Source organism: Pseudomonas sp. Leaf59 (assembly GCF_920984685.1).
In the GTDB taxonomy this organism is placed as follows: Bacteria; Pseudomonadota; Gammaproteobacteria; order Pseudomonadales; family Pseudomonadaceae; genus Aquipseudomonas.
In genome coordinates this window covers 146,610-165,903 of record NZ_CAKLBR010000003.1, presented here as the reverse complement: position 1 = coordinate 165,903, position 19,294 = coordinate 146,610, and the positions used below count along the sequence as shown (strand labels likewise).

The following is a 19,294-nucleotide window of genomic DNA, read 5'->3' as shown; positions in this document are numbered from 1 at the left end:
GAACGACGCGTGGATACTCGACTCCATTGTTCACACCCGTTCAGGAGCATCCGATGTCCATCCCAACGCAAAAAGTCCCCGCCTTCGGTCTTGGCACCTTCCGTTTGAAGGGCCAGGTGGTGATCGACTCCGTCAGCACCGGCCTGGAACTGGGCTACCGCGCCATCGATACGGCGCAGATCTACGAGAACGAAGCCGAGGTTGGTCAGGCGATTGCCGACAGTGGCGTGCCACGTGACGAGCTGTTCATCACCAGCAAAATATGGGTATCCAATTTCGCCCAGGACCAGTTGATTCCCAGCCTGCAGGAGAGCCTGCGCAAGCTGAAAACCGATTACCTGGACCTGACGCTGATTCACTGGCCGTCACCGCAAAACCAGGTACCCGTCGCCGAGTTCATGGGCCAGTTACTGGAAGCCAAGCGCCTGGGCCTGACGCGTCAGATCGGCATCTCCAACTTCACGGTCGACCTGATGAAACAGGCGATTGCCGCCGTAGGCGCGGAGAATATCGCCACCAACCAGATCGAGCTGCACCCCTACCTGCAAAACCGCAAGGTGGTGGAATTCGCCCACGCCAACGATATCCAGATTACCTCGTACATGACCCTGGCCTATGGCGAAGTGCTCAACGACCCGGTACTCAAGCAAATCGCCGAACGCCACCAAGCCACTGCGGCGCAAGTGGCGCTGGCCTGGGCCATGCAACTGGGCCACGCGGTGATTCCGTCGTCGACCAAACGCGCCAACCTTGCGAGCAACCTGAAAGCCCTGCAACTGACCTTGAGCGCCGACGACATGACGCAAATTGCCAGCCTGGAACGTGGCCATCGGTTGACCAGCCCCAAGAGCATCGCACCGCAGTGGGATTGAACTCAGGCAGCCGGCTTGCGGGACAACTCCCGCAGCCACGGTAAAACCCGCAGCCCCCGCGAAGCCCCAGGGGGATCGATGATGTCCATGAAGTGCTTGAGGTTGACCGTGTCCGGAACGCCGGGCAAACGTACCGGCAACGTCGACATTGCGCCGGCGGGTGCGGCGAGGTTCAGATGGTCGTACACCAACACATGACGGGCCTGGGGCTGGGGCCCGGTCGCCTGGGCCGCCAGTCCCGCATTGATGATCAATACATCGAAGGGCTCGGCCGGAATGCCCGTCAGGATCTGGACTTCTTCGAAGGTTTGCACCGGCAGAATGCGGTGATATCCCAGCTGATTGAGCATTCTCTCGATGTGCAGTCGTTGCAGGTGCTGTTCATCGGCAATCAGGATGGTCAGTGCTTTGTTCGGCATGTCGGGTACCTGCGCAGGCGGAGCTCGTCAGTGAGCGCGGCCCATTTTCCAGACATATCCCGCAGACAAAATCAGGCTTGTTCCCCCTTCGCGTAGGAGTTGTCCCAAACTTACCGAATGGCCATAAATCACAGTCAAGGCTGGTTGCAATAAACATTTAAGCCGTGATGCACATCGTCAATCGCCACGCCTACCGCCTCTACCGCCGCAACCAGTGCGTTGCGCTCCTGGCGCAGGCAAGCCGCCTCCAGCGTGTCGCAACACGCGATCAGTACGTGGGCCCTGACCATGTGCGCGCCACCTTTGACGCGGTGAGCCAGATCATGCAACGCGTGAAAGTCGAGCTCACTGTGCAGCTTCGAAAGCAGCGCGCGGTCAGCCTGCAGGCTGTCGAGCAACGGCGCCAGCAGCTCAAGCAGCGCGGCGCGATCATCGCCAGTCAGCGAGACCAGAGCGCCCAAGTCAACTACAGCGGCCTGGCCCGCAGCTGACGCTTGATCGGTGAGCGCGGCCAACGCCGAGCGCAAGTCTTCGAGGCCCGCCGGTTTGAACAGGCAACCGTCCATGCCGGCCTCGCGACAGCGTTCGGTTTCTTCAGGTTGCGCATTGGCGGTAAAACCCAGCAGCAGGCATGGCACCCGGCCGTGCTCGCGTTCATACGCGCGAATATCACGGGCCAATGCGTAGCCATTCTTGAGCGGCATGTTGCAATCGGTGATGACCACATCCGCAGGTGCAGTTTTCCATAGCTCGAACCCCTGATTGCCCTCATCCGCAGTCCTGATTCGATGCCCCAGAAAGCTCAATTGACGGGCCAGCAGCACGCGGTTGGCCGGATAGTCATCCACCACCAGGATGTCCAATGCCTTAACCGGTTGCACCCGCGCGACCGGCGCCGGATGCTCGGTGGGTAACCGCGCGGTGCGGGCCAGCGTCACGACCACATCCACCCGCGTGCCCTTGCCCAGTACGCTGCTCAGGTGCAGTTTGCCCCCCATCATTTCACACAGGTTGCGGCTGATCACCAGCCCCAGCCCGGACCCGCTGCGCGCCGATTGCTCACTGTTGCTGCCCTGGATAAACGGGTTGAACAGGCGCTGCTGGTCTTGCGCACTGATGCCGATTCCGGCGTCTTCGACCCACAACTTGAACTCCAGTTGGTCAGCATCGCTGGTCGGCGAAACGCATCCTCCCAACCGCACCTGGCCCCGCGACGTAAATTTGATCGCATTGCTCAGCAGGTTGGACATCACCTGCTTGAACCGCAACGGATCAACCAGCACCGGGCAATCCATCAACGGATCCAGTTCCACCTGCAGCGCCAGGCCCTTGGACCGCGCGAGCCCTTCGAACACTCGCGCCACCGACAGCAGCAGTTCATGCAGATTGGCCGGCTCCTGGGCCAGCGAAAGGTGGCCGGACTCGATCCTGGCGATGTCCAGGATATCGCCGATCAACTCCAGCATGCCGCGTGACGCCACCGACGCCACCTGCAGGGCATCGCGGTCGGGGCGGCCCTGCTCGGCATTCGCCAGGGCCAGCTCGATCATGCCGATCACCGCGTTCATGGGCGTGCGAATCTCGTGACTCATGGTCGCCAGGAACGTGGTCTTCGCGCGGTTGGCGGCGTCCGCATCTTCCTTGGCCTCCTGCAACTGACCGAGCAACCGTTGCCGTTCGCTCACATCCACCCAACCGGCAATCATGCCCACCACGTTCTCATCGCCATCGCGGTACGGCAGCATCCATTGGTAAATGGTCAGCACCTTGTTACCCGGCACCTTGAGGATTCTGTCGTGAATCTGCGGCACGCCGCTGGTCATCAGGCGCATGTAATCCTCATGGAACAGCTGCGCCTGGGGCGGGTTGCCGGTGTCGGTTTCGACCACGGTCTTGCCTATCACCTCTTCGAGCCTGAAGCCGAACACGTCGAGGTACGCGTTGTTGCAGGCCATCAACCGTCCCTGGCGGTCACGCACGTAAATAGGATGCGGCGTACCGTCGATCAACACGCTCATGAAGCGCATCTGATCGCTCAAGGCGCGCTCGGCCTGCACTCGCTTGCGGATGAGGCTGCGCAGATAAATGGCCCAGCCCAGGGTGATCACCAACAGCAGCGCAGCCAGGCCGAACCCTTGCAGGATGATGTTGCGATGACGCAGCCAGTAACTGTCCTCGATGATGACCTCATTGCGCCAATGGCCGATGATTTCATCCATTTCCTGCGGCGTGATGCTCAGCAGTGCCTTGTCGAGGATCGAAAACAGTTCCAGCTGGCTGCGGTTGACCCCGAAGGCGATACGCACGGGGTCCGAGCCGATCGTGCTGGTAACGCGCAGGCGGTCGCGGTAAGACCGAGCGATCATAAAGCGCGCACTGAGCAGCGAGTTGACCGCGCCCTCTGCGCCGCCATTGGCCACCAGCGCCAGCGCCTGTTCCGGGTTCTCGACGTCCACGAAACGGATACCGGGAAAGTTCTGCGCAATCGTATCGTGCAGGCCACTGCCGCCGATCAGCGCCAGGCGCTTACCCACCATGTCCTCCAGCGTAAGCGGGCTGCGCTCTTCGCCACGGGTCACCAGCACCAGCGGGTTGGTCAGATAGGGCCGGGTGAAACGAACCTTTTCGGCGCCCTCGACACTGGGCGTCACCACCGCCAGCATGTCCGCTCCGCCCGCGCTCACCTGATCGATCTGCCGCGGGATCGAGCGGCCCGGCACGGTATCGAATTTCAGGCCGGTGCGCAGGCTGATACGGGACAGCAACTCGGCGCTCAGCCCTTCGAATTGCCCCTGGTCATCGATCAGAGACAGCGGCATGAACTTGTCGGGCACCGCAATCTTGACCCGTGGATGTTTCTCCAGCCAACGCTGTTCACTGGCACTCAATTGCAAGCGCTCGGCGCCGACAATCCCCAGGTTGCCGCCACTCCAGCGGCGCAGAATCTCCATTTGCTCGCTGGCCGGCACCACCGTCAGCGCAGCGTTGATAATTGCCAGCAACTGCTTGTTGTCACGCGTCAGGGCGAACGCAAACGGGCTGACTTCCAGGGTGGAAAAGTCCACCATGCGCACATTATTCAGATGGTTACGGTTGATCAGGTAATTGGTGCTGATGGCATCGCCCAGATACACATCGGCGCGACCGAACGCCACCGCGCCGATCGCCTCGAACGTCGAGGAAAACAGCTCCAAACGCGCATCGGGGTAAAAACCGCGCACCATTTCGGGTGGCAAGTAGTGATAAAGCATCGCCACGCGTTTGCCCGCAAGGTCGCTGGTCAGCGCCTGGCTGTCACCCGTGCGAGTGACCAGGGTCGGCTGGTCGTTGGCGTAGGCGCGCGACATCACCAGTTGCGGGTCTGCGGCTTCATAGCCATTGGCGGAACCGATGAAGTCCACGGCGCCCTGCTTGAGGGCTTCGATCACTTCATCGCGGGTCTCGTAGGATCGGACCTCGATGGTGACATTCAAGGCCTGGCTGATCAGCGCCGCAAAATCAGCGGTGATGCCCTGGAACTCACCATTGTTGTTCGTCAGGTCAAACGGCGCGTAATCGGGGGCGGAAATCCCCATCAGCAACGTGCGCCGCTCACGCAGCCAGCGCCAGTCGGACTCCTTCAATACCGGGGACGGACCATGAAAACTGGAATGCGCCAATAAACGCAGGGAGGATGGCTCGTCGAGAGCGGCCGCCACCATCGGCAGCCAGGCCAGTAACAGGGCCATGATGAAGGGGCGAATCCTGACGAACCTCATGTGCGGTCAGATCAAGTGGTTGCGCTGGGCAAATTTTGCGATGTGCACCACCGAGGACATACGCAACTTCTCCTTGAGGCGTGTCTTGTAGGTGCTGATCGTTTTATGGCTGAGCAGCATCTGCTCGGCAATCTGGTTGTTGCCCAGCCCCAGTGCGAGCATGCGCAGGACTTCCAACTCGCGATCAGACAGCGACTCCACCAGTTGCAGCTCGGTGGATTGCAAGTCGTCACGCCGTACCGAACTGCTCGGCAAGCTGGGAAAGCAGCTGTAATTGGACATCACCGCCTTGATCGCCTTCTGCAGCTCGTCCAGTTCACCGGTCTTGGCGACAAACCCCATGGCGCCGGCGCGCATGCAGCGGGCAGAGAAAAACTCCGCAAGGGACGCGGTCAGCACCAGCATCTTGCACGGCAAGCCCAGTGTCTTGACCCGACTGATCACCTCCAGCCCACCCAGCTTCGGAATGGACAGGTCAAGAATCATCAAATCCGGGCGACCTTCCCGAGCCTTCTGTACCGCGTCCGCGCCATTACCCGCCTCATCGATCTCGGTGAAACCCTCCTGTTTGAGCAGGAACCGGACGGTTTGACGGATAAACGGATGATCATCGACGATTAACGCTTTACTCATAACACTCCCCTGAGACGCCAGTACATTCACACATCACACGAAACGCAGGTACCTGTGAGAAATGACAGTTCCGACCGGCGGCACTGCGCTCGCTCAACACCGGGTCAGCCTGTTCCCCTCGATTGAAAGCATTTTCGGATAGGCACAGCCGAATTTTTGCCGCCGGATAGCAGCGAGAGCGCAACCTTAGCAACGTAATAACGCCTGAACCGAAGGGATATTCCTGACCAGGCGTAGGACTTATCCTCACAACGCCTGAAGATCCGGCAACGTGGACGCGCCTTGCGCGCGCCCCGTCAGTCGGTGGTACTCGGACTCCAGAACGCCTGCACCACCAGGGTCGAACCGGAAATACGCGCCACCAGCGCGTCCAGCTCGTCGCCATCCACCGATGTGGCGGCCAGGGTGGCCTCGATCTCCACTTCCTCGCTGCCGAACGGCCGCACATCAATGTCACTGGCCGGGTAATTGCAGCGCGCCAGCTCGGCTTCCAGCAACACCATCACCGCCTGTTGCTGGCTGCGCCGCGCGATGACATAGAGGATGTTGGTCACCTCGGCCGATACCACGTCCAGCGGTTGGCGGTTGATGTTATTGACGATCGGCCGCAGCAAGGTATTGGCGGCCAACACGAACAGAGTTCCCAACAGCGCTTCCAGAATCAGGTCGGCACCGGCACAGGCGCCTACCGCAGCCGAGCCCCACAACGTGGCCGCCGTGTTGAGCCCGCGCACATTGCCTTCTTCGCGCATGATCACGCCGGCCCCGAGAAAGCCGATGCCCGAGACCACATAGGCAACCACCCGCACTGCGCCTTCCGCACCGCCAAGACGGCTGGCCATGTCAACGAAGATCGCCGCACCCACCGCCACCAGCACGTTGGTACGCAGGCCCGCCGTGCGCTGACGGTATTGGCGCTCGAAGCCGATCAGGCCACCGAAGATAAACGCGGCCGTGAGGCTGATCAGGGTATCGATCAACGAATCGAGGTTAATGTTATGGATTGCCTGCATAAAAAATTTCCCTGTCTGCAGCCATTGATTAAAACGACCCTGCCCCTGTGAGAGCTGGCTTCCACAGGGGCAGGCAATGTTGCCAATAAAGTCTTACTGCCAGCCAAATTTACGGATGTAGTAGCCCTTCACCGCCTGGGTCAGCGCCATGTACGCCAGCAGAATCACCGGCAGGAACACGAAGTACAGCGATGGCAACGCCTGCAGCTTGAAGTAATGCGCCAGCGGCCCCATCGGCAGGAAAATCCCCACGGCCATGATCACTCCGGTCATCACCATCAACGGCATCGCCGCACGGCTTTGCAGGAACGGAATTTTCGGGGTGCGGATCATGTGCACGATCAACGTCTGGGTCAGCAGCCCCACCACAAACCAGCCGGACTGGAACAGGGTCTGGTGGTCCGGGGTGTTGGCATCGAACACGTACCACATGAGGGCAAACGTGGTGATGTCGAAGATCGAACTGATCGGCCCGAAGAACAGCATGAAGCGCCCCACGTCCCCCGGCTGCCAGCGTTGCGGCTTGGCGAGCATCTCCTCGTCAACGTTATCGAACGGAATCGCGATCTGCGAAATGTCATACAGCAGGTTCTGCACCAGCAGGTGCATCGGCAGCATCGGCAGGAACGGAATAAACGCACTGGCCACCAGCACCGAAAACACGTTGCCGAAGTTGGAACTGGCGGTCATCTTGATGTACTTGAGCATGTTGGCGAAGGTACGACGGCCTTCGAGCACGCCCTCCTCGAGGATCATCAGGCTCTTTTCCAGCAGAATGATGTCGGCCGCTTCCTTGGCGATATCCACCGCGCTGTCCACCGAAATCCCGATATCGGCGGTACGCAGCGCCGGCGCATCATTGATGCCGTCGCCCATGAACCCGACCACGTGCCCGTTGGCCTTGAGCAGGCGCACGATGCGCTCCTTGTGGCTGGGTGTGAGCCTGGCGAACACATTGGTGGTTTCCACCGCCTTGGCCAGCTCGGCGTCGCTCATGTCTTCAATGTCATTGCCCATCAGCAAGCCTTGCTGTTCCAGGCCTACTTCGCGGCAGATCTTGGCAGTGACCAGTTCGTTGTCGCCGGTGAGTACTTTGACCGCAACACCATGCGCCTTGAGCGCCTTGAGCGCCGGCGCGGTGCTTTCCTTGGGGGGATCGAGGAACGCGACATAGCCGATCAGGGTCAGGTTGTTTTCATCCGCCAGGCTGTAGGTATCGCGACCCGGCGCCATAGGTTGTGCGGCCACCGCCACCACGCGCAGGCCTTCTTCGTTGAACGCTGCAGTGACCTGGCGAATACGCGCCAGCAACTCGTCGGTCAGCGCCTCGTTGACGTCACCGTGACGCACGCTGGTGCACACCGACAGGATTTCTTCCACGGCGCCCTTGCAGATCAACAGGTGCGGCAAGCCTTGCTCGGCGACCACCACCGACATGCGTCGGCGATTGAAGTCGAACGGAATTTCATCGACCTTGTGGAAGGCCGTGCCCACGTTCAACTCGCGGTGTACGTCCACGTGCTCCAGCACCGCCACGTCCAGCAGATTTTTCAGCCCGGTCTGGTAGTAGCTGTTGAGGTAGGCCATTTCCAGTACGTCGTCGGAGTCCTCGCCCCACACGTCGACATGGCGTGCCAGGAAAATCTTGTCCTGGGTCAGCGTGCCGGTCTTGTCGGTGCACAGCACGTCCATGGCGCCGAAGTTCTGGATCGCGTCCAGGCGCTTGACAATGACCTTCTTGCGCGACAGAAACACCGCCCCCTTGGCCAGGGTGGAGGTGACGATCATCGGCAGCATTTCCGGGGTCAGGCCCACGGCAATCGACAGCGCAAACAACAGCGCTTCGGTCCAGTCGCCCTTGGTGAAGCCATTGATGAACAGCACTGCCGGCGCCATCACGAACATGAAGCGGATCAGCAGCCAGCTGACCTTGTTCACGCCATGCTGGAACGACGTAGTGGCGCGGTCGGTGGCCGTCACGCGTTGGGCCAGCGCGCCGAAATAGGTGCTGTTGCCGGTCGCCAGGATCACTGCGGTGGCGGCGCCGGACACCACGTTGGTGCCCATGAACAGAATGTTTTCCAGGTCCAGCGGGTTGCGCGTGGCGGCGTCCTGCTGCTGCACGAATTTCTCCACCGGCATCGACTCACCGGTCATCGCCGCCTGGCTGACGAACAGGTCCTTGGCCGTGAGCACGCGGCAGTCCGCCGGGATCATGTCGCCGGCCGACAACACAATCAGGTCGCCCGGCACCAGTTGCTTGATCGGCAGCTCAATGCGCTTGGCGGCATCGCGGCGCAGCACGGTCGCGGTATTGCTCACCATCGCTTTCAGCGCATCGGCAGCCTTGTTCGACTTGGCCTCCTGCCAGAAGCGCAGCAGGGTCGAGAGCACCACCATGGAGAAAATCACCGTGGCGGCTTTCATGTCCTCGGTCAGCCACGAGATCACTGCCAGCAAGGTCAGCAGCAGGTTGAACGGGTTCTTGTAGCAGTGCCACAGGTGCACCCACCATGGCAGCGGCTGCTCATGCTCGACTTCATTGAGGCCGTATTGCACGCGCAGGGCGTCGGCGTCCTGGGTGCTCAGGCCCTCGGCATGGCTGCCCAGCGTGCCGAGCAATTGCCCGGCATTACTGTTGGCGGCGGCCACCAGGGTTTGCGCCAACGTCGGCGGCACTTCACGGCTGACGCTGGCGTCGGTCACGGTTTCGAGCATCGCCAGGCGGCGAAAATGCCGGGCGATATGGCGGGTCCGCAGAAAGCCTGCGAAGAACTCTTTGAGCAGAGTGAGTTTCATGGTGTTACTCCTGCGCGAGGTAAAAACCCGTCGTGCAGGTACTGCCCTCTGCACCGCGCCCGTTTCACAGGCACAGACAGATTTGGCCCGCCTGCCGTAACAGGCAGGCGCGTCCGTAGCCTCCCGAGGTTAATCGGGTGGCTGGTCAGCGTCGATGAGAGAGGATCGAGGCAGGGCCAGGACTGGCCGCTACCGGGATGCCGCTTCTCGCTTTTTTGGCGAGACAACGGCATCGAAAAGAATGCGCGTTACCTTGCCAAGTACGTGCCGGTTACCGAGACCGGCCGACAACTGTCGCTCGAACAAGTACCCACTGAGGGTCTCCGCTATTGATGAAAACGCGCGAAGCTTACGCCCCGGTGCCGGCAGAGTAAACCGTAGGAAAGTGTCGAAATGGTGAATACGAAAATTCTTCAGGGTGGGTTCAGGAACCAATTTTCAAGCCCCTTGATCAATGAAAGCCCCCGCTAATTCCCCGACCTGGCGCTGTGGCGAGCGGGCTTGCCCCGCGTTGGGGGGCGAAGTGCCCCCCGATTAAGGAGAACGCGGTGTACCTGATACTACTCAGGGCCTGGTTTTGGGGCTGCTGCGCAGTCCAACGCAGGACAAGCCTGCTCGCCACCGGGAGTCCGCGCTTAACTGAACAGCATTGGCAACACCTACGCGAGAACACGATATTCCCTATCCAACAATCACTCCCGGCTTATTCCCGTCTATCCGCACCAGCGCTCACCCTGTAAGCAGTGACTCAACACTGAACAGGGAATATCAGGATGACCATCGGCTCCAATTTCAACTACCCAGCAGACATCGCCTCTCAGGCCCATCGGGAAAAACGCGGCGCAGACAATAAGTGGCGAGCAACCTTCCCTGGCCCGCCGGATTTATGCTTTGACTATCGCGCCTTGGTAGAACAGGAAAACGGTGTCGCTCACGCAACGGATACCCACCATAAAATCTGCATCATCGGTGCAGGCATCACCGGCCTGACAACCGCACGCGAATTGCATAGATGCGGCTTTAAAAATATCACGCTGCTTGAAAAGTCCCAGCGCATCGGCGGCAGACACCTTACCGCTTTTGGGAAAAACAACACGCGTACGTATGGCCGTCCCCCTTTTGAAATGGGGGCAATGAGAATGCCATTCTTCAACAAATCAGGTGAACACCCTAAAGAGGGCCGCTCGCTCATGGCCTATTACGCTGACGCATTCGAATTAGTGCATTCAGACTTCCCAAATCCGGGCAGCCCTGCCGTTCGATCAACGGGTATATACCTCAGGGAAGGCAGCGTAGAAGGAAGTGACGAGCCGACCATGCTTATATGGAAGAACGCTGATGGAAAAACGCCGCCCCCCGGAGCAGCCTTGAGCACGGTTTTCGAAAAATGGAAAATGTTTGCTGAACGCATGACGCTAAACGTATCCGAACATTATGCTGCTGAAAGCTGGAATGACATGTGGACAGCCATTGTCAAAAAATACGAAGGTATTTCATTTCGGGATTTGGTGAAAATGCCAGCCATCGACACATGGCGGCAAGATGACCCCGGCAATTTTGGCGGGATGGGCATGAACGCTCAGGAGTCGGCAATTTTTTATGCCATAGGTATTGGTGATGGCAGTTGGGGAGCGTTTTACGACGTCTGTTCGCTTTATCCACTTCGCACCGCAATATTCGGTTTCAGCAGTCATTTACAGTTGATCCATGGCCGCGTGAATGAAGACGGCAGCCCGAAAGATTCACCTTATCTGAATGCCCTGGAGACCGTCGATTCAAGAGGCCTGCCGTTCAGCAAACCCTGTTACATCGGCCTAGGATCTTTGGCGGAATCACTGCTATTCATAAAGCCTGACGAGACCCGGCAATCGCTATACGAACATTTGCTTGGACATCGGCACGGATTACTGACCAGCAGCGCGGTAACAAAACTAAAAAAATTGAACAGCGGAAAAATACGGGTTTACTACGATTGGAACAGCGCCGATCCAGAGAGGGCAAAAAAAGAGTTTATCGACGCTGACTCCGTCGTCATGACCCTACCCTCCTGGCTAATAGAAACGCAGATATCACTCGAAAACTTCGATCAGAAAATGCTTCCCTTCGAAATAATATCGGCCTACAAAACGGCCCACTGGGAAACCAGCTGCAAGGTGTATGCGCCGTTAAAAAAATCGTTTATTTCGCATAATATAACTATCCCGCAAACCATCGTAACGGACAGCCTGATACACGACGTATACACTTACCGCTATAACAACAACCACACCTACGACTGCATTCTGCTCAGCTACACCTGGGAAGACGACGCCACGAAACTATTAGTTTTCACCGATGAAGAGTTGGTTGAAAAGTGCATAGACGAGCTGGATAGAATACTTCTGAAATCGACCAATATACACCAAAAGATTTCGCCTTATATAGCGCGTGAACAGGCCGTCGTTCAGCGCTGGATGAATGACAAACACTCACTCGGTTGCGCGAAGCTTTATCGTGCGGGCACTTACTACGATGCGGTGAGCCTGATGAAGTACAACAGAGATTACTCATACGCGTCAGGGCTCTACTTGTGTGGCGAGTCGTTTTCGGTTGACGCTGGCTGGACGGAACCGTGCTTCAGGGGAGCAATAGATACCGTGATCAACATCTGCGAGAAGACCCAGGCATCCTTCAACGGTGGCTTTACCCTGAGTGATTATCCAGAGTATCGGGTTGAGCGTTAAATAAAGAGAAACAGGCCACGACTCAACAGGAACCGTCTGACTTTTATATAAACATATTTTCGCCTCTTATAAACGCCCAACCATTCCGGTTGTATAAAAATAAGAGGCCACACCCATGACCGAAGCTGCAAGCCCCGCCCGCGTAGCCGTGATACAGCTTGACCCGCAGGTCGGCACCGTCAACCGCGCCAACAACCTGCGTCAGACACTGACCTTGGCCACCGACGCCGCGAACGGTGGTGCCAACCTGATCGTGCTGCCAGAGCTGTCCAATTGTGGCTATTACTTCACCAGTCGCCAGGACGCTTTCGATCACGCCGAGGCAGTCCCGGAGGGAGCCAGTGTCAGGGCCTGGATGGATTTTGCCAGCCGACATCAGGTGTATCTGGTCGCCGGGTTGAGCGAAATAGACGGGACGCAGTTGTTCAATACTGCAGTGCTGCTTGGCCCGGATGGGTTCATCGGTAAATACCGCAAAGCCCATTTATGGAACAGGGAAAAGCTGTGGTTCACCCCCGGGGACACGGGTTTTCCCGTGTTTGAAACGCCCATCGGGCGCATCGGTTTGCTGATCTGCTGGGACATCTGGTTTCCGGAAGTGCCGCGAATTCTCAGCCAGCAAGGCGCCGATATCATTTGCAGCCTGAACAACTGGGTGTGGACCCCGCCGCCGCTGTTCGATGAGGCGGGCAAATGCATGGCGTCCTACCTCACGATGACGGCCGCCCATGTCAATAACGTATTTATCGCGGCCGCCAGTCGCATCGGTGAAGAACGCGACGCCCGTTACCTTGGCTGCTCGCTGATTGCCGGCACCAATGGCTGGCCCATCGGCGCCGTGGCCTCGGCCAATCGCCAGGAGATACTGTTTGCCGACATCGACATCACCAGCGCCCGCAGCGCGCCGATCTGGAACAGCCTCAATGACCTGCAGCGCGACCGACGCTGCGATCTCTACGATCAGATGCTCGGGTATGCGCAACACCCTGCCCTTCCACGCTGATCGGAGGGCACAGCATGGAGATGTTATCAACCAAGTCCAAGGCGGCTCGCTCAAGGGCCGACACAGTAGCGCTCAGCCTGTTTCTCATCAGTGCATTGCTGGTGCTGTGGATTGCCATCCGCTACGGCGGCTCCTGGCCAGGCTACAGCGACATGACGCAAAGCCTTCCCCATCCCGTTGCCTGGCTCCGCTGGGTACTGGGAGACATCAGTGAAGTCGCTTTCTACAAGCATGAACTGGCCTCCCTTGGCCTGCTGGCCGGTGCGTACCTGGCCTGGTGGGCGAGTACGCGCAATAAGGCCTGGCAAGGCTTTTCGATTTGCTACGGCAGCGGAGTATGGCCCTGGCTGGTGACCAGTTCACTGCTCGGGCTGCTGCTGAGCAATATGCTCTGGGGCTGGAGCGTCACTGCGCAGACGTGGCAACCGACATTCGCAGCGTTTGTTTCATTACCGGCCGCCATGGTGCTGATGTTCGGCGGCGGCTGGAAAGTGACGATCAATGGGGCGGTACTGGGCGCATTACTGGTAACGCCGATGTGCCTGTTGATCGTGAACTTCGTGTGCGTGCCGCTGGGCCTGCCCGTGGTGATCGGCAACGTGTCAGGCATGGCGCTGGGCAGCGTGGTGGCGTTTGTACTCTGCCGTCACGTGCCCTCGTTGGTACGCTCGGACCACCCCGCGCCCACCCGGTCAGCCCCTGTCAAACCGCCCACCTACGGCGTAGTGTGGAGCGCGCGCAGGGTGTTGGCGGACTTTTCCGAAGCGCCGTTTTTCGGTAATGAGTGGGCCAGCCTCGGGCTGATTGCAGGCGTGTTGCTGGCCTATGCGCTGAACCCCGCCAGCCCGGCCTACGGCTCGGGCCTGGTCTTGCCACTGCTTGGCGCACAAGCCCTGACTTCGGCGTTGGGTGTGCTGATCTGGAGGCAACAATGGATCAAGCGCGGCTGGTTCCCCACGTATGTGCCGCTGGTATCGGTAGTGCCTGCCGCCGTATTGACCCTTGGCGGCAGCTGGATGGTCGTGGGCTCAAGCGCACTGCTGGGTGCGCTGATCGCACCGCCATTGGCCTGTGCGATTGCGGCGCGATTGCCGGCACATTTTCATCCGTATATTGGCAATGTGATTTCAATGGCACTGAGTACGCTCCTGGTGGTGCCGCTGGTGGGCTGGTTAAACGAGATGTAGACAACCCCACCGAATACACCAGCAATCCGAGACCTCTGTGGCGAGCGGGCTTGCCCCGCGTTGGGGTGCGAAGCGCCCCCTTCCAGAACGCGATATTGCGCAGCGGCTGGATGTGGGGCTGCTGCGCAGCCCAACGCGGGGCAAGCCCGCTCGCCACAACCACAACCACAGCCACAGCCACAGCCACAACCACAACCACAACCAACTGACCTCAATCCTCGCGCGTCAACACTTCCAGCAACTCAATCTCAAAGCGCAGGTTGCTGTTGGGCTTGATGTGCGCGCCCATCGACCGCTCGCCATACGCCAGGTGCGCGGGCACGAACAAGGTGCGTACGCCGCCCACTTGCATGCCCATCAGGCCCTGGTCCCAACCCTTGATCACACGCCCGGTGCCGATCACGCACTGGAACGGCTTGCCCCGCTCCCAGGACGAATCGAACACCGTGCCGTCTTCCAGGGTGCCGGTGTATTGGGTGGTGATCAGCGCGCCCTTGACCACGGCTTTGCCAGTGCCCGGCCGCGTATCGGTGATCTGCAATTGGTCGTTGTTCATGGAGCCCTCATTGACGAATACGTGCGGCAAGTGCAGCAGCACCTGCGTGGGAGCGATCAAGCGATCAACCTACAACCATCGCCAGAACCTGCTCCACCATCCCCGCCCCAGATCATCCTTGCACCCGGCATACTGGCGCGCATACATCTGCGAACGCGCCTGCACCTTGCCCGCCACCGGGAGCAGCCAGGGCTTGCCGGCGTAGGTGCGCTGGCGGTAGCCGCCCCAGCCTTCGTGGTAGTTCAGGTATTGGCCGTACGCGTCGTATTTGTAGACGCCGTTGATGGTGTAGGTCTTGTCCATGTACCAGCCGACGAAGTCGATGGCATCGTCGAAGTCTTCACGATCGGCGCCGCTGCGGCCGGTGCTTTTGCGGTAGTCGTTCCACACTTCATCCTTGGCCTGGGCGTAGCCGGATGCGGTAGAGACGCGGCCCCAGGGGATGATCCACAGCAGGTATTTACGCGGGGTCTTGGCGTCGTGGCGGAAACCCGACTCCTGATACATGATGGCGAACGGTACTTCGATTGGCACGCCCCAGCGCTTTTGCGTGACCTTGGCGGCGTCGTACCAGTCGTCCTTTTCGCGGAAGATGGCACACAGGTCATTGGGACTGCGCGGCGGCGAGGTGCCGCACGCGGCCAGTAGGGAAGTGAGGACCAACAGTCCGACAGCTTTGCCTGCGCTCAAGGGGCACCTTTGCGTGATATGCGAAAGGCGCCCATTTTACGCACTCATTGACGCCGATGCCGACTGCTCATCGCGTCTCCAGCGCCTGCGCCACAACCGTGGCGCAAGCGCTGGCTTGAATCAGGCCAATGGCACGCGACGGCTGGTCAGTGCGAAACGGCCTACGAAGAAGCTCAAGGCAGCGCCCAGCAACAGCATCGCCAAAGTGCTCCAGGCAGCGCGCGACAGTTGCTTGGCGGCCACTTCACCGGCTTCGCGGGCTTTCTGCTCGGCTTGCTGCTTGAGTTCTTCAACCTTCTGCATGGCTTGCTGATAAGCCTGGGCATAGTTGTCGACGATCTGGGTAGCTTCTGCCTTGCTCTTGCCAGTACGCGCAGCAACGATATTGACCAGTGCTTCCTTATCGGCAGCGTTCAGCGCCGGTTCGCCCGAAGCCTTGACGCGTTCGAACCACTGTTTCAACTCATCGCCGGCCTGGGCAGGATTGTTCGCAGCATCGGTTGCCGACTGCTTGCCATCAGCAGCGGCCTGATCGGTTTTCTGCTCGACGTTGGACGGGTCCAACTCAGGCTTGCCGGTCTGCTTGAGCAAGGTGTCGAGTTGACCCTGCAGGCTGTTCCAGTCCAGCTGGATGCCCTGCTCGTTCAATTGCTGCTTGATGCTGTCACCGATGCCCGGTGCGGCGGCGGCGATACCGCTACCGGCAGCCGACAGGCCTTTGCCCACTACATTGCCGGCAGTGCCGACCACGCTTGAGGCCAGGCCGGCCAGCAGCCAGGTGGTGAACAGGGTGGTCAGGGTCCAGGTCAGCACGCCGTGCAGACCGCCGCGATCCGGCGCAGTACGCCCGGCCACGAATGCACCGACGGCGATCGCCACCAGCGTCGAAACGAACAGCCAGATCCCGGCACCGGTGCCGAAACCACTCAGCGGGTTACCCGCTTCCATCGGGTTGACGGCGCTGGCGCCGATTGCAGTGCCGAGCACGCTCAAGACCAGATAGGTCACCAGTGCAATTGCACTACCGGCCAATATCGAGCTCCAGGACACGCGAAACAACGAACGGTTGGTTTCATAGACAGTGGTCATACAAGAGGTCCTTCACAAGTTATAGAAGCAAGGCAAAGTGCCTTGATCTTGTGAGTGTGGCGAAACGACATACGTTCAGTCTTGGCCCATCTGCACTATCCGCACTGGTGCATTCGCACCTGAACGGGATCATTTTTTCTGCACGTTCACGAACCTCCCCTGTCGTAGTTTCATGCACTTAAAGATCGGAGAGCCCATGACACAGGACGTTCTTGCCAAAGAAACCAACCGCCGCCAATTGCAGCAGATCATCTCGGGCTTATCCGATGGCGTGATCCTGGCCGAGGTCGACCAGACCATCCTCTGGGCCAACGAAGCCGCGCTGGCCATGCACGGCGTCGGCGATGTGATGGGCCTCGGTAGCGACGGCCGGCAATACGCCGAACGCTTTGCTCTGCGCTATCGAAACAATCACCCGGTGCAGGCGGACAACTACCCCCTCGCCCGAGCCGCCGCCGGCGATGAATTCAGCGATGTGGTGGTCGAAGTCACGTCTACCGCCGACCCGGACAAAACCTGGGTGCACCGCCTGCGCAGCCTGGTGATCGCCGATGCCAAGGGTGAGCCGGAATTGCTGGTGCTGATCCTCAGCGACGCCACCGAGTGGGCCAGCGCCGAGCAGCGCTTCGAAAAAACCTTCAACGCCAACCCGGCGCCCGCCGTGATCTGCCGCCTGAGTGATCTGCGCTACATCAAGGTCAACCAGGGTTTTTTGGAAATGACCGGCTACAACCGCGACCAGGTCATCGGCAAGTCCGTGTATGAACTGGACGTGCTGGAGCAGGCCGAGCGCAAGGACCTGGCCATCCAGCGCCTGGGGGAAGGCGCGACCATCCCGCAAATGCAGGCCGAACTCAAACTGCCAGAAGGCGGCAGCAAACTGGTGATCGTCGCCGGGCAGCCGCTGGACATGAACGAGGAAGACTGCATGCTGTTTTCCTTCATGGACCTGGAGCCACGGCGCAAGGCGGAAATCGCCCTGCGCCAGAGCGAGGAACGCTTTGCCAAATCCTTCCGCCTCACGCCCGTGCCGACGCTGGTGTGCAATGCCGCCAACCGCCAGGTGGTAGACGTCAACGAAGCGTTCATGAACATCACCGGCTATATCAGCCAGGAGCTGATCGGCAAGGCCATCGAAGACATCGACTTTATCGACAGCGCTTCAGCCGGCGCGCAGTTGTTCGCGACCCTGGAAAAGGTCGGCAACCTCGACGGGCAAGAGTTGAAAGTGCGCAAAAAAGGCAATGAAGTGATCGACTGCGTGGTGTCCGCCGACACCGTGAGCATCGAAAACGTGCCCTGCTACCTGCTGGTGTTGATGAACATCACCGAACGCAAACGCTCGGAGCTGGAACTGGTGGCAGCCATCGAAGAAGTGATGCAGGACGCTTCGTGGTTCAGCCAGACCCTGATCGAGAAGCTGGCCAACGCCAAAAGCGTCAACAGCCCCAACCTGCCGAACGTGACCTTCACCGACCTGACCGCGCGCGAACGCGATGTACTGGGGCTGATCTGCGAAGGCCTGGCCGACAAGGAAATCGCCTCGCGCCTGAAGCTGGCGCCCAATACCGTGCGTAATCATGTGGCCACGGTGTATTCCAAACTGGGGGTGCACAGCCGCAGCGCAGCGATCGTCTGGGCCCGTGAACGCGGACTGTTTGCCGGAGAACTGCGCCTGAAAAACAAGCCTTAGACATGCAAATGCACTAGTGCCTCTAGTGCGAATTCGCCTTCTGGCGCGGGGGAGCGATCAATAACCTTGAAGGGACCGCATTGAATGCCCTGAAGGAAAATGCATGCTCACCGTCTCTCAATTGCGCAATTGCATCGAGGAAGGCCTGTTGCCGTTAACCTGTGAGTTCACCCTGTGCCGGGATGCGTCACTGACCCTCAAGGTCTACGACGCCGAGACCGGCCGGGTGGACCTGGTCGTCACCGGAATTACCACCAACCGGCTGCACACCCCGGAGGAAGTGACCAGAATGGTCGAAGAGCTGCGCTACGAACTGCAAAGCAACACCGTAGGCAAGCTCACGCTGGATGATTGGCCGTCAATCACGCCCAGATAAAACAACACACCCTCTCCCGACGATAAAATCCCCCCATCTGTAGGAAGGTAACGCGACCCTTGCGGCCGGTTACCTTGATGCAGGACGCTGCGCGATTATTTCTTCGCCGGGGTGATCTCAAGAATGGTGCCGTTGGTGGTCTTGAGCAGTACGTACTTGTCGGCCGCCTTAGCCCACTGGTTGTTTTCACCTGGGTCCTTGAGGCCACGTTTTTTCCAGTCTTTTACCGCCGATTCCTCGCGCATCAGGATATCCGGCGCGCGGTCGCCCTCTTTCAAGTCACGGGCATTGATGTTGGAAGGCTGCACGGTTTCCTGGGGGGTATCACCGGCCTGGGCCACAAAGCTGGCGGTGGACAGGCTTGCAGCAACGAGAACGCAGGCAGCTAGGGATCTGGACTTCATGGGTGCTCCTTCAATTAATGACGCGTACCCAGATTCCGACCGCAGCCGCGTGGAATCATTCAGGCCATGTTTTTGTGAC

Annotated in this window: 15 protein-coding genes; 6 read left to right on the top strand and 9 right to left on the bottom strand. The window is 59.4% G+C overall.

Annotation, left to right across the window (positions count from 1 at the left end; translation table 11 throughout):
- Positions 1–53 precede the first annotated feature (53 nt).
- The gene (gene dkgB / locus LUB09_RS04370) at positions 54–872 is read left to right on the top strand and encodes a 2,5-didehydrogluconate reductase DkgB (protein ID WP_231421755.1); all 819 of its coding nucleotides are present in this window, start codon (positions 54–56) and stop codon (positions 870–872) included.
- A gap of 2 nt (positions 873–874) precedes the next feature.
- Here the strand turns inward: dkgB and LUB09_RS04365 are convergent, their stop codons facing one another.
- The 5 genes from LUB09_RS04365 to mgtA all read right to left on the bottom strand — a co-directional run bounded on the left by LUB09_RS04365 (position 875) and on the right by mgtA (position 9,494).
- Positions 875–1,291: a chemotaxis protein CheY gene (locus LUB09_RS04365; protein WP_209980983.1), complete on the bottom strand. Its 417-nt coding sequence runs from the start codon at positions 1,289–1,291 to the stop codon at positions 875–877.
- Between the two features lie 134 nt (positions 1,292–1,425).
- Complete coding sequence (locus tag LUB09_RS04360) at positions 1,426–5,019, bottom strand: transporter substrate-binding domain-containing protein (RefSeq protein WP_209980981.1); 3,594 nt, start codon at positions 5,017–5,019, stop codon at positions 1,426–1,428.
- A gap of 36 nt (positions 5,020–5,055) precedes the next feature.
- On the bottom strand, positions 5,056–5,682 hold the full coding sequence (locus LUB09_RS04355) for a response regulator transcription factor (RefSeq protein WP_209980979.1): 627 nt from the start codon (positions 5,680–5,682) through the stop codon (positions 5,056–5,058).
- A gap of 296 nt (positions 5,683–5,978) precedes the next feature.
- The gene (locus tag LUB09_RS04350; protein ID WP_209980977.1) at positions 5,979–6,695 is read right to left on the bottom strand and encodes an MgtC/SapB family protein; all 717 of its coding nucleotides are present in this window, start codon (positions 6,693–6,695) and stop codon (positions 5,979–5,981) included.
- A 93-nt stretch (positions 6,696–6,788) separates the two neighbouring features.
- The gene (mgtA, locus tag LUB09_RS04345; RefSeq protein ID WP_209980975.1) at positions 6,789–9,494 is read right to left on the bottom strand and encodes a magnesium-translocating P-type ATPase; all 2,706 of its coding nucleotides are present in this window, start codon (positions 9,492–9,494) and stop codon (positions 6,789–6,791) included.
- Positions 9,495–10,267: 773 nt separating this feature from the next.
- Between mgtA and LUB09_RS04340 the strand changes: the two genes are divergently transcribed.
- From LUB09_RS04340 to LUB09_RS04330, 3 genes are all read left to right on the top strand, one after another.
- The gene (locus LUB09_RS04340) at positions 10,268–12,217 is read left to right on the top strand and encodes a flavin monoamine oxidase family protein (RefSeq protein WP_231421754.1); all 1,950 of its coding nucleotides are present in this window, start codon (positions 10,268–10,270) and stop codon (positions 12,215–12,217) included.
- 115 nt (positions 12,218–12,332) lie between these two features.
- On the top strand, positions 12,333–13,220 hold the full coding sequence (locus LUB09_RS04335; RefSeq protein WP_209980973.1) for a nitrilase family protein: 888 nt from the start codon (positions 12,333–12,335) through the stop codon (positions 13,218–13,220).
- A gap of 14 nt (positions 13,221–13,234) precedes the next feature.
- Positions 13,235–14,407, top strand: a complete 1,173-nt coding sequence (locus LUB09_RS04330; RefSeq protein ID WP_231421753.1) for a hypothetical protein — start codon at positions 13,235–13,237, stop codon at positions 14,405–14,407.
- Between the two features lie 211 nt (positions 14,408–14,618).
- Here LUB09_RS04330 and LUB09_RS04320 read toward each other — a convergent pair whose 3' ends face one another.
- The 3 genes from LUB09_RS04320 to LUB09_RS04310 all read right to left on the bottom strand — a co-directional run bounded on the left by LUB09_RS04320 (position 14,619) and on the right by LUB09_RS04310 (position 16,742).
- On the bottom strand, positions 14,619–14,963 hold the full coding sequence (locus tag LUB09_RS04320) for an FKBP-type peptidyl-prolyl cis-trans isomerase (RefSeq protein WP_209990257.1): 345 nt from the start codon (positions 14,961–14,963) through the stop codon (positions 14,619–14,621).
- 69 nt (positions 14,964–15,032) lie between these two features.
- On the bottom strand, positions 15,033–15,653 hold the full coding sequence (locus LUB09_RS04315) for a transglycosylase SLT domain-containing protein (protein ID WP_122457676.1): 621 nt from the start codon (positions 15,651–15,653) through the stop codon (positions 15,033–15,035).
- Between the two features lie 120 nt (positions 15,654–15,773).
- Positions 15,774–16,742, bottom strand: coding sequence for a hypothetical protein (locus tag LUB09_RS04310; protein ID WP_231421752.1), 969 nt, complete (start codon positions 16,740–16,742; stop codon positions 15,774–15,776).
- A 196-nt stretch (positions 16,743–16,938) separates the two neighbouring features.
- On the opposite strand from LUB09_RS04310, the gene LUB09_RS04305 reads away from it, so the two are divergent.
- Positions 16,939–18,435, top strand: coding sequence for a PAS domain S-box protein (locus LUB09_RS04305; protein ID WP_209980967.1), 1,497 nt, complete (start codon positions 16,939–16,941; stop codon positions 18,433–18,435).
- A gap of 103 nt (positions 18,436–18,538) precedes the next feature.
- Positions 18,539–18,811, top strand: a complete 273-nt coding sequence (locus LUB09_RS04300; RefSeq protein ID WP_057009068.1) for a DUF1652 domain-containing protein — start codon at positions 18,539–18,541, stop codon at positions 18,809–18,811.
- Between the two features lie 95 nt (positions 18,812–18,906).
- Here LUB09_RS04300 and LUB09_RS04295 read toward each other — a convergent pair whose 3' ends face one another.
- Positions 18,907–19,215 carry an RcnB family protein gene (locus tag LUB09_RS04295; RefSeq protein ID WP_057009067.1) on the bottom strand — a complete coding sequence of 103 codons (309 nt, stop codon included), beginning with the start codon at positions 19,213–19,215 and terminating at the stop codon, positions 18,907–18,909.
- Between the last annotated feature and the right edge of the window lie 79 nt (positions 19,216–19,294).